Origin of the sequence: Paenibacillus sp. 1-18 (assembly GCF_000520755.1) — a bacterium.
GTDB lineage: Bacteria > Bacillota > Bacilli > Paenibacillales > Paenibacillaceae > Paenibacillus > Paenibacillus brasilensis.
This window is the reverse complement of sequence record NZ_ASSB01000201.1, coordinates 1-10,334: the sequence shown is the minus strand read 5'-3', so window position 1 is coordinate 10,334 and position 10,334 is coordinate 1. Positions and strand designations below refer to the sequence as shown.

Below are 10,334 nucleotides of genomic sequence, written 5' to 3'. Positions count from 1 at the left end.
CTATGCCGATCTATACAATAGCCAGTTTGAACATGCGTCCTAAAAATAACGGTTCCTATTTGAAAAAAACAGGATAACAGCTTTTGAGACAAGAATATAAATATTTATACAAAAAAAGGGACAGTCTGGGACACCCAAATAAGGGGGCAGGCTGTCTCTTTTTTATGTCATACGTTTTATATATATAATTACATAAAAAAAATAAAATAGTAAATTGGACTTAATCATAGACGAAGCCAACGTATTTCTTCATCGGATAGTGGACTACTAAAGAACTATTTTTTTGAATTCGTTTGCAAAAGAGCTTTTTATGAATTTTTTTGAATGATTTTGGATGAAAATGAAGCAAGTTACCTAGCAGTACTAAATATGCAAAAAAAGCAAGTGGCATTTTTTTCTGAATATAATATGAATGAAATAAAGCAAAATTTTCAGAAATTCACTAGGAAAATATGAGGATAAAATTCATTTGAGCATCCTGCTTTCAGCCTCAATAAAGGGGATTTTCAGTCTATATCAATCGTTTGTCATACCATATAAAATGGCCCTACCAACCAAAAAAGTTGGTTTCTAATCTAGACTTGAATAATTAGAACAAGGGAGATGAAGTACTTGAAAATCAACAAAATTTTCAGAAAAGCCACCACATTAACTGTGGCAACCACATTGCTATTGGGAGGGGGTATTCAAGCTTTTGCTAAAGAAACGGATGAATCTGATCTCAAAACAGACAATGCATTTACGCACATTACACGCAATGACATGTTGAATATTTTCAAACAGCAAGGCAAAGAGAAATTTGAGGTTCCGTCCTTTGATGCATCTACAATTAAGAATATTCCTTCCGCAAAAGGCCGTGACAGTTCAGGCAAGCTGATTGATTTCGATGTCTGGGACTCTTGGCCGTTACAAAATGCCGATGGCACAGTAGCCAATTACAAAGGGTATAATATCGTTTTTGGATTGGCAGGCGATCCTAAAAGAGCAGAGGATACATTTATATATCTGTTCTATCAAAAAGCGGGTAATACCTCGCTGAGCGGCTGGAAAAATGCCGGAAGAGTATTTAAAGACAATGATAAATTACTTGCCAACGATCCGATTCTTAAAAATCAGTCAGAAGAATGGTCCGGTTCTGCTACCTTAACCTCTGATGGACAAGTACGCTTATTTTATACCAGCAGACAGCCCTTTGAGCCGAGTAACCAACTATACGGTAAACAAACCTTGACCACGGCTCAAATTAATCTCTCTCAGCCTGATGAGGAGACACTGAAAGTGGATGGTGTCGAGGATTTGAAACCGATCTATGACGGTGGAGATGGTAAAACCTATCAAAATGTTCAGCAAAGCGTCGGTGTAGATATGGATAACCATACGTTTAGAGACCCTCACTATGTCGAGGATCAAGGCCACAAATATATTATATTTGAAGCGAACACAGGGACAGAAACGGGCTACCAGGGCGAAGATTCGCTTCAAAACTCAGCTTATTATGGTGGCAATAACGAATTTTTCACGGAAGAGCTTCGTAATCTGTTGCAAAGTCCCAAGAAAAAGGGAGCTGAATTGGCCAACGGCGCACTGGGCATCGTTGAATTGAATAACGATTATACTTTGAAAAAAGTAATGCCCCCTTTGATCGCGTCCAATCTGGTAACGGATGAAATTGAACGGGCGAATGTGTTCAAGATGAATGGTTTGTGGTACTTATTTACGAGCACGAGAGGTTCCAAGGTGACTGTAGATGCGATCGGTGACGATGATATTTACATGCTGGGTTATGTTTCTACTTCCTTGACAGGGCCTTACAAACCGTTGAATGGAACCGGTCTCGTTCTTCATCAGGATCTGGATCGTGATGATATTACGTGGACGTATGCCCATTTTGCTATCCCGCAAGGCAAAGGCAATAACGTAGTCGTTTCAAGCTATATGACCAATCGAGGGCTTTTCCCGGATCACAAATCCACTTTCGCGCCAAGCTTCCTGCTGAATATTAAAGGCTCGAAAACCTCTGTTGTGAAAAACGGTATTCTGGAGCAAGGGCAAATCACGATTGATCCAACGGATGACAAAAAAGAACCTCCATATCAGTATGGAAAGAAATAAGTAGGTAGATGCAGCATGTCCGAAGACGGCAGCTTGGTAGCTGACCGATCTGTCGTCTTCGGACGGTACATAACGATGCAATGGGAGGTAAGGAGGATCGTCATAATGAAAAAAATAGCTTCCAAGAGCATTTGGATACGATCCGTTGTAATCATCACAGGCTTAACAATCTTCATAGCTATGGGTTGGAGTATGTACCAACGGGATGCGAGCAAAACTCCAATACCTCCTACAAACCCGACCTATCGGGCGGCCTATCATTTTACTGTTCCGGATAAGTGGAAAAATGATCCGCAGCGGCCCATTTATATGGATGGGAAATACCATTATTACTATTTATATAACCGAGATTATCCTGAAAAAAATGGTACAGAATGGCGGCACGCCACCTCAACTGATTTGGTTCATTGGCAGGATGAGGGCGTGTCGATCCCCAAATATACCAATCCGAATGGCGACCCGTGGTCTGGCTCGGTTGTGAGCGATGATAACAACAGTGCAGGGTTTGGCAAAGGTGCTCTGGTCGCTATTGTGACGCAGCCGTCTGCCAATGGAGGAAAGCAAGAGCAATTTTTATGGTATAGCATCGACAAAGGCAAGACATTTACTTCTTATAGCGACACTCCTGTGATGAAGAATCCGGGTACCCGGGATTTCAGAGACCCGAAAATCATATGGGATATGCGCAGCAATAAATGGATCATGGTCATGGCGGAAGGTACGAAGATTGGCTTTTATGAGTCTGACAACTTAAAGAAATGGCATTATATGAGTGGCTTTAGCACCGAAAATATCGGACTTGTGGAATGTCCCGACCTCTACCAAATGCGAGCGGACGATGGAACCTATAAGTGGATTCTGGGCGCAAGCGCAAACGGGAAATCAACAGGAGAACCTAACACATATGCCTATTGGACGGGAAATTTCGACGGTAACCATTTTTCCCCGGACGATAGTAAGCCCGAGTGGCTGGATTACGGCTTTGATTGGTATGGGGCGGTGACGTTCGAGGAAGGAAAAGGCAACGATAAATACAGCCACCGTTATGCGCTGGCCTGGATGAACAATTGGGATTATGCCAACAACACGCCTACGCTAAAAGAAGGCTTTAACGGGATGGACTCCATCGTTCGTCAAATTCGACTGAAACAAGTAGACGGACTAGGGTATCGCTTGGTTTCACAGCCGATCGAAGCTTTGAAGCAATTGCCAACCTCAATGAAGTCATTTGAACAGATCAGGGTGAATGGTACGTACACGCTTCCGGTGAAGGCAGAAGCTTATCAGCTAGAGGCGGATATTTCATGGTCAACGCTTAAAAATGCAGGCTTGAGACTACGAGAATCGAAGGATGGCAAACGTCATGTGGATGTCGGCGTTTCATTGGAAGGCCAATACTCTTATGTTAACAGAGGATATACAGGACAGCCGGATCAGAGTGGAGCCTATGTGGAGAGCAAGGCGCCCTTTGACGTGAACCATAAAAACGTTCACCTGAAAATTCTAGTCGATAAGACCAGTATCGAAGTTTTTGTAGACGATGGAGCAGTGGTGCACTCCAATTTAATCTTCCCGCGTATGGATGATCAGGGAATTACCCTTTTTGCCGATGGCGGTACAGCTATTTTCAAAAATGTGGTTATCAACAATTTTATTAAGTGAACAGATAGACATAAAGAGTCTGCCCCACTATACACGTGGTGCGGACTCTTTGTGAAAAACGCCACTTACAGTTAGGTAATTAGCCGATCTGGTAAGTCTATTTGTGATAGGGTGACAGGTTATCAGCGCTGCGCCCCAATTTTTTAAGTAAACCGATAAGCTGATCTCTTTCGGTTTCGCTGATGCCGCTAAAGGCACGTTCAATTTGACGTGTATAGTCAGGGTAAATTTCGTCCATGACGCGTTGTCCTTCGTCCGTCAATTCTGCATATATAATCCGACGATCCTGGTCGCACGGGTGACGGTGCAAATAACCGCGGCTCTCCAGCTTGTCGATAACATAAGTGACATTTCCGCTTTGCAGCAGCAACTTGGCTCCAATCTGTTGGATCGGCTGCGCTCCCTTGTGATATAGAACTTCCATCACGGCGAAGGCCGTTGGGTTGAAGCCCATCGTTTTGATGCCAGCAACCGCATGTTCGTTTACACTTTTGAATGACTTGGCAAACACGCTATATAAATGCATGGATTGCTGTGTCACCAATGTTCGGTAATCTATCATCTTCATTCCGCCTTTATGTATGGATTTGGGCATCCTTTGACCGCTCGGTTCGGATGACCGGGCAACCATACCCTTGTTACTAGCATAAAGGGATTTACGTAGGGATAACATGCGATTTGTCACAGTAGCTGCTTTTTTAATTATTTAATTTCAAAGCTTTAAAGTAAATTTTTGAAAAATAAAGGTTTTGAATGTAAGAAACCCGTTCCGGTTGGTTATATTAAAAAATAACCTAACGGTATAAATCCCAACTAACAAAATAAGTATTTCAGAGGAGATGAGGGCACATGGATACGGGTTCATTCCGTTTTCAATTTCGTGATCCGCAGCAGGCTGCACAAGCCTGTGAAACATTAAAGGAAATTGGATACGCTGCCAGCACAAACGGTGACACGGGTCTCAGGGTTCATGTTGAGAACCAAGATGTGCTATCTGCACTGGAGATTTGCCAAGCCTATGAGGGAAGCATCATTGAGACGGGAATTCTCACTTTTCGTCCAGGTGCGCAAGGTAATATCAATGTACAAAACCCAGGCTATAGCCCGGAGGATTGGATTATCCCGGCGCACATTATCAATGAAGATTGGAGCGAAGCGTATAAAAACGGCTCTTCTCAAACATATGACAATACGATAAAGGAGCATAATGTAAGCTCTGATCAACAGCCGGAAGATGAAGTGGATGGCTTTTCCGGCAGTATCCATCTCTAACTTTTCCAATACAGTATATAAAAAGGCACCTTCACACCCATTGAAATCGTGGTCTTGAAGGTGCTTTCGCTTATATTTGTGGCCTAATTTGTTACAGATCTGGGGAGGAGACTTAAATGATTAGACATCCACATGAAATGGGAACGAAGGGGGCAATCTAAAAAAACGGACAACTCGGTCTCAAATTCAGGTATAGGGTGATTTTATGGGGAATAAGCCTTCTGCTCGCATGCAAAACGATCAAAAGTTAAAGTGGTGGCAGCTTAGCTTGTTAGGGGTTGCAGGCACTATTGGCACAGGTTACTTTCTCGGGTCCGGCTTAGCGATTTCCATTGGCGGTCCGTCTGTTTTAATTGCATACTTCTTTGCAGCAGTTGGGACGTATGTCGTGTTTGATGCCCTTTCACGTATGACAGCAGATCACCCAGAGCAGGGTTCTTTCCGTTCCTATGCCCAAAAAGCATTTGGGAGCTGGGCGGGCTTCGGTAGTGGTTGGGTCTATTGGTTCTCGGAACTGCTTATTAATGGGAGTCAGCTAACTGCGCTGTCCATATTCTCGCGCTTTTGGTTTCCTGAGGTGCCCATGTGGATCTTTGCGGCTGGGTTCGGAATCCTCGGGCTGGTTATTGTTTTTTTTGGAAATAAGGGCTTTGACCGTGTTGAAAATGTACTGGCCATCATCAAGATGGCAGCGATTGTTATGTTTCTGGTTCTGGCTGTAGCTCTTTTGACAGGTTGGATTGGAGGAGGAAAATATAATCCTAGGCTCCCGAGCCATTATAAAGATCTTTTTCCAACCGGCGGCATAGGGTTGTGGTCTTCTTTTATTTTTGCCTTTTATGCATATGGAGGTATTGAAGTACTCGGAATTATGTCTAACCGGCTCCAACAGCCTAAGGAAGCACCTAAAGCCGGAAAGGTGATGCTGATTATGCTGGTTGCGGTATATATGCTTTCTATTGGCCTGGCTGTGGCTATGGTTCCATTAAGTGCCTTTAATCCAAAAGAAAGTCCTTTTGTACTTGCGCTCAGCAGCGATCATTTGGCCTTTGTTCCCCATTTATTTAATGGAGTGCTTATCATTGCAGGCTTTTCAACGATGACCGCATCCCTATACGCAGAAACATCTATGATGATTACGCTTGCACAGGAAGGAGATGCTCCCACCTTATTTTCACGAAAGTGGAAGGGTAAATATCCCCTTTTTGCACTTAGTTTAATCTCCGTTGGACTAATCGCAGCCATTGTCATGTCGTTATTATTACCGGGGAAAGTATATGAATATATCACAACTGCGGCTGGTTTAATGCTACTTTATAACTGGTGCTTTATTTTGCTGTCTTCAGGTAAGCTACTGAAATCGAGCAGATCAAGCAATATTAAACGTTGGATTGGATTATTGTTAATCGTTATGGCTGTGGTTGGATCTTTTTTTCACAAGCTTAGCCGTCCGGGGTTATATATTAGCCTACTGCTTGTCTTGCTGATTGCGATTTGTGATTTCATTGTACAGCGGGTTCGCCGAAAGCATACTAGATCCAGTCAATATGTCAAAAAGGCCAAGTCTTAGTGAAAAAACAATAACTTTAATGCCTGTAAACCAAAATAAAAGCCAAAGCCTATAAGCGATAATCCGGACAGCCATGAGATGGTTTGAAGCACTCCGGTTTTTAGAAATCTACGAAAAATACTTGAAGCGGCAGCCATAGTCACATCCCAGAGCAGCACGCCCAATACAATGGCTCCACTATATATCAATAGCTGCTGTACGGGATACGTATCTGCAACGTTTGCCAGTATTGAGCCATAAATGCCAAGCCAGAACAGGATGGAGATAGGATTAAATAATGACATCAGGAAGCCTGTCAGAAAGGAATTGGTTAATGTATTACTATTGCCCCTTAATTCGGCTTGTGCAATGACACCTGCATTTTTAATGCTTTCAATTCCTGTATACACAAGCACGAAAAAACCAAACAACCACAAAAAAGCTTTGACAAATGGGGCATTAAGCAGGTGAATCATTCCCAAATAAACAAGCAGCATATAAATTATATCTGCGGTTATTGCACCGAGCCCAATAAACCAGGCGTGCCAAAACCCATTTTTGATACCTCGATCCAATTGTGCGCTATTGATTGGTCCAATGGGGGCCGAAAGTGACAAACCCAGAAAAATATAACTGAAAAATGTATTAATACTATTCTCCTCCTCGAGTATTTGTAGGGTATTTGTCTATTAGTTTATTCGGACAAACTTATCTGTAAGAACATATTTTTTAATAAATTGGCTTGACACTTTTATTGAAAAACGTCAAACCGTTCAGACGATTTTTGAATAAATGAGTGAGAGATTTCCGAGGTTTATTTAGACAAATTTCTACTGTCAAATGCTATTTTTAATGGGTTGGAAGAAGGAGCTTCGCCTGGGTTTATTGCAGTGCGAGGGGAACGGAGTGGCTGGTTGCTGTGATTTTTGCGGCTATTTCGGCTGCGGTGGGCATCTAATAAATCAAGGAGGGAGCTGTCTTATAAAGACAAGGGTTTCTTTTTGTGCTCAGAGAAGAAATGTATGGTGCATAAGTTTACGTGGAAAATGAATAATATGGATAGCATTTTCCTAAGGAGGAAATAAACTTATGCTTGCTGATAATAGATTACTCATTGCTGCTCTAGGCGGTGTGAATGAAATCGGGAAAAACATGTATTTCATTCAATACGATCAGGATATTGTTGTTATTGATTGTGGCTCCAAGTTTCCTGATGAAAATTTGCCTGGTATTGACCTCATTGTACCGGATGTCACCTATTTGCTGGAAAATCAGGACAAAGTCAGAGCGCTCATCGTGACTCATGGGCATGAGGATCACATTGGAGGCATTCCTTATTTGCTAAAGCAAATCAATATCCCCGTATTTGGGACAAAGCTCACCATCGAATTGTTAAAAATCAAGTTAAAAGAGCACGGTCTTTTACGTGATGCTGAGCTCCATCTTATAGATGCGAATTCAACCATTGATATAGGCACGATCCAGGCTTCCTTTTTCACCACCGTCCACAGCATCCCGGATTGCCTGGGCGTCTTTTTTCAGACACCAGAAGGAAATGTGGTCCATACCGGTGACTTTAAATTCGATATGTCTCCCGTAAGCGGACCTTTTCCGGATCTTCACCGAATGGCCGAAATCGGAAAAAAAGGAGTTAAAGTGCTTCTCTCTGAAAGCACAAATGCAGAAAGACCAGGATTTACCCCTTCAGAACGTTTGGTCGGCGGGCATATTCTGGATGCCTTTGCCAGAGCCAAGCAGCAGGTATTTATCTCCACGTTTGCATCTAATGTGAACCGTGTCCAACAAGTTATTGATGCGGCTGTGGAAACAGGCCGCAAACTTGTTTTACTTGGACGCAGCATGATAAATGTGGTGACAGTGGCCAAGGAGCTGGGCTTTTTGAAAATGCCGGAGGACTTGTTGATCGAGCCGGGAGAAACAGAGCGGTTTCCCGCAGAAGAAATCGCAGTTTTATGTACAGGAAGTCAGGGCGAGCCTATGGCCGCATTGTCCCGGTTAGCCAACTCCCTGCATCCCAAAATCGAAATTTTACCCGGTGATACTGTGATCATTGCTGCGGGAGCGATACCCGGGAATGAGCGAAATCTTTCCCAGGTGATTGACAACCTGTATGTGCTGGGGGCCCAGGTTATTTATGGATCAGGCAGCTCCACAGGGATGCATGTATCCGGTCATGGTAGCCAGGAAGAGCTGAAATTAATGATGACTTTGATGAAACCACAATATTTAATCCCGATACATGGTGAATTTAGAATGCTGTATCGTCATCGTCAGCTAGCAGAGTCTGTGGGCATTCCTATGGAGAATGTATTCATTGTCCGTAACGGGGAGACCATTCAAGTCGAAGAAGGAAGGGCTTCCCTCGGTCCCAAAGTACCATCCGGCAATAGTCTGGTCGATGGACTGGTGACAGGTGATGTAGGCAACATTGTACTGCGAGACCGCAAAAAACTTTCTTCAGACGGAATGCTGATTATTGTAATGACGTTGAGCAAAAACGAGAAGCAAATGCTCGCAACGCCCGAGATCATTTCAAGAGGATTTGTATACGTTAGGGATTCCGAAGATCTCATGAAACAAATCCACGAAACGATCATGTCCACAGTGAACGAATTAACAGAAACCGAAATGAGTCAGTGGGGTCTGATTAAGCAGATGCTAAAGGATAATGTGGGTGGGTTTATTTACAGTCAGACCAAGAGAAGGCCCATGATTCTACCTATCATTATTGAGGTTTAAGGTGGCAAACGTCAAAACGAAATGAGATTTTGTTCATGGCGCCATTACTCAAAAAAAGACTTAGATCAGTAATACGACTGATTTAAGTCTTTTTTCTTCTTGTTTTTCCTAAAAATGCGGATGTAATAGCGGTTTGCAGCGAAGCGGAGGATTTGAATCTGGAGAAGCAACAGCGATCGTAAGATCAAATCCTACGCGCAGCTTTTTAATCGCTTACGGCCGCTTGCGTTCCTGCTGTATGCCCTGTCGTAAACGCTGCTGTAATATTATAGCCACCAGTGTAACCATGAATATCCAAAATCTCACCACAGAAAAATAATCCGGGCATCAGCCTGGACTCCATGGTTTTGGGATTGATCTCCTTTAAATTCACACCGCCCCCGGTAACAAAGGCTTCCTTCAGAGAGAGTGTACCGTTCACGCGAATTGGAAACGCCTTGATGCGATGGGCGAGTTCCTGCCATTGCTGCTTGGGAATATGATCATAAGTTAAATCTTCACGCAGCTGTGCTTGCTGGAGCAATAATGGAATCAAGCGTTCCGGTAAATAAGGCTTAAGCACATTTTTGATCGCCTTTTTAGCATCGGCTGCCGCCAACTCCAGCGTTTCGCGGTAGACTTCATCGGCATGCTTGTGAGGCTGCAAATCGAGAGTCAGCAGCACCGTGCTGGTCTTGTCCTTTTTCATTCCCTTTACGACAAACTGACTGCACCGCAAAGCGGTTGGGCCGGACAGGCCAAAGTGTGTGAAAATCATATCTCCTTCGTGGACGACAACCTTCTTTTGCTTCGCATTCCATACGGTCAGGCTGATATCGCGTAAGGATAGTCCCTGAAGCTCCTTCGTCTGGATGAACGTCTCGCCTGACGTCAACGGAACCTCCGTTGGATACAGCTCCGTAATTGTATGCCCTGCTTGCTCGGCCCAAGCATAGCCGTCACCCTCCGATCCTGTATGCGGAACGGACTTGCCACCAAC

8 protein-coding genes are annotated in these 10,334 nt (G+C 43.5%); 5 read left to right on the top strand and 3 right to left on the bottom strand.

The genetic code is table 11. From position 1 onward, the window contains the following. Positions 1-612: 612 nt before the first annotated feature. A complete protein-coding gene (locus L693_RS0112615; RefSeq protein WP_025717556.1) occupies positions 613-2,112 on the top strand; it encodes a glycoside hydrolase family 68 protein in 1,500 nt (499 codons plus the stop codon). A gap of 105 nt (positions 2,113-2,217) precedes the next feature. Continuing rightward, the gene (locus L693_RS0112610) at positions 2,218-3,774 is read left to right on the top strand and encodes a glycoside hydrolase family 32 protein (protein ID WP_025717555.1); all 1,557 of its coding nucleotides are present in this window, start codon (positions 2,218-2,220) and stop codon (positions 3,772-3,774) included. Between the two features lie 97 nt (positions 3,775-3,871). Here the strand turns inward: L693_RS0112610 and L693_RS0112605 are convergent, their stop codons facing one another. After that, positions 3,872-4,336, bottom strand: a complete 465-nt coding sequence (locus L693_RS0112605; protein ID WP_025717554.1) for a MarR family winged helix-turn-helix transcriptional regulator — start codon at positions 4,334-4,336, stop codon at positions 3,872-3,874. A gap of 287 nt (positions 4,337-4,623) precedes the next feature. Here L693_RS0112605 and L693_RS0112600 point away from each other — a divergent pair, with 287 nt between their 5' ends. Continuing rightward, the gene (locus L693_RS0112600) at positions 4,624-5,046 is read left to right on the top strand and encodes a hypothetical protein (RefSeq protein ID WP_025717553.1); all 423 of its coding nucleotides are present in this window, start codon (positions 4,624-4,626) and stop codon (positions 5,044-5,046) included. A gap of 205 nt (positions 5,047-5,251) precedes the next feature. After that, on the top strand, positions 5,252-6,616 hold the full coding sequence (locus L693_RS0112595) for an amino acid permease (RefSeq protein ID WP_025717552.1): 1,365 nt from the start codon (positions 5,252-5,254) through the stop codon (positions 6,614-6,616). Here the strand turns inward: L693_RS0112595 and L693_RS0112590 are convergent. Then, positions 6,613-7,245 carry a LysE family transporter gene (locus L693_RS0112590; RefSeq protein WP_025717551.1) on the bottom strand — a complete coding sequence of 211 codons (633 nt, stop codon included), beginning with the start codon at positions 7,243-7,245 and terminating at the stop codon, positions 6,613-6,615. The genes L693_RS0112595 and L693_RS0112590 overlap by 4 nt on opposite strands. A gap of 439 nt (positions 7,246-7,684) precedes the next feature. Here L693_RS0112590 and L693_RS0112585 point away from each other — a divergent pair, with 439 nt between their 5' ends. Beyond that, positions 7,685-9,355, top strand: a complete 1,671-nt coding sequence (locus L693_RS0112585; RefSeq protein ID WP_025717550.1) for a ribonuclease J — start codon at positions 7,685-7,687, stop codon at positions 9,353-9,355. 205 nt (positions 9,356-9,560) lie between these two features. On the opposite strand, the gene L693_RS0112580 is transcribed toward L693_RS0112585, so the two are convergent. Further along, positions 9,561-10,334: NAD(P)/FAD-dependent oxidoreductase (locus L693_RS0112580; protein ID WP_025717549.1), on the bottom strand; the 774-nt coding region annotated here is incomplete at its 5' end.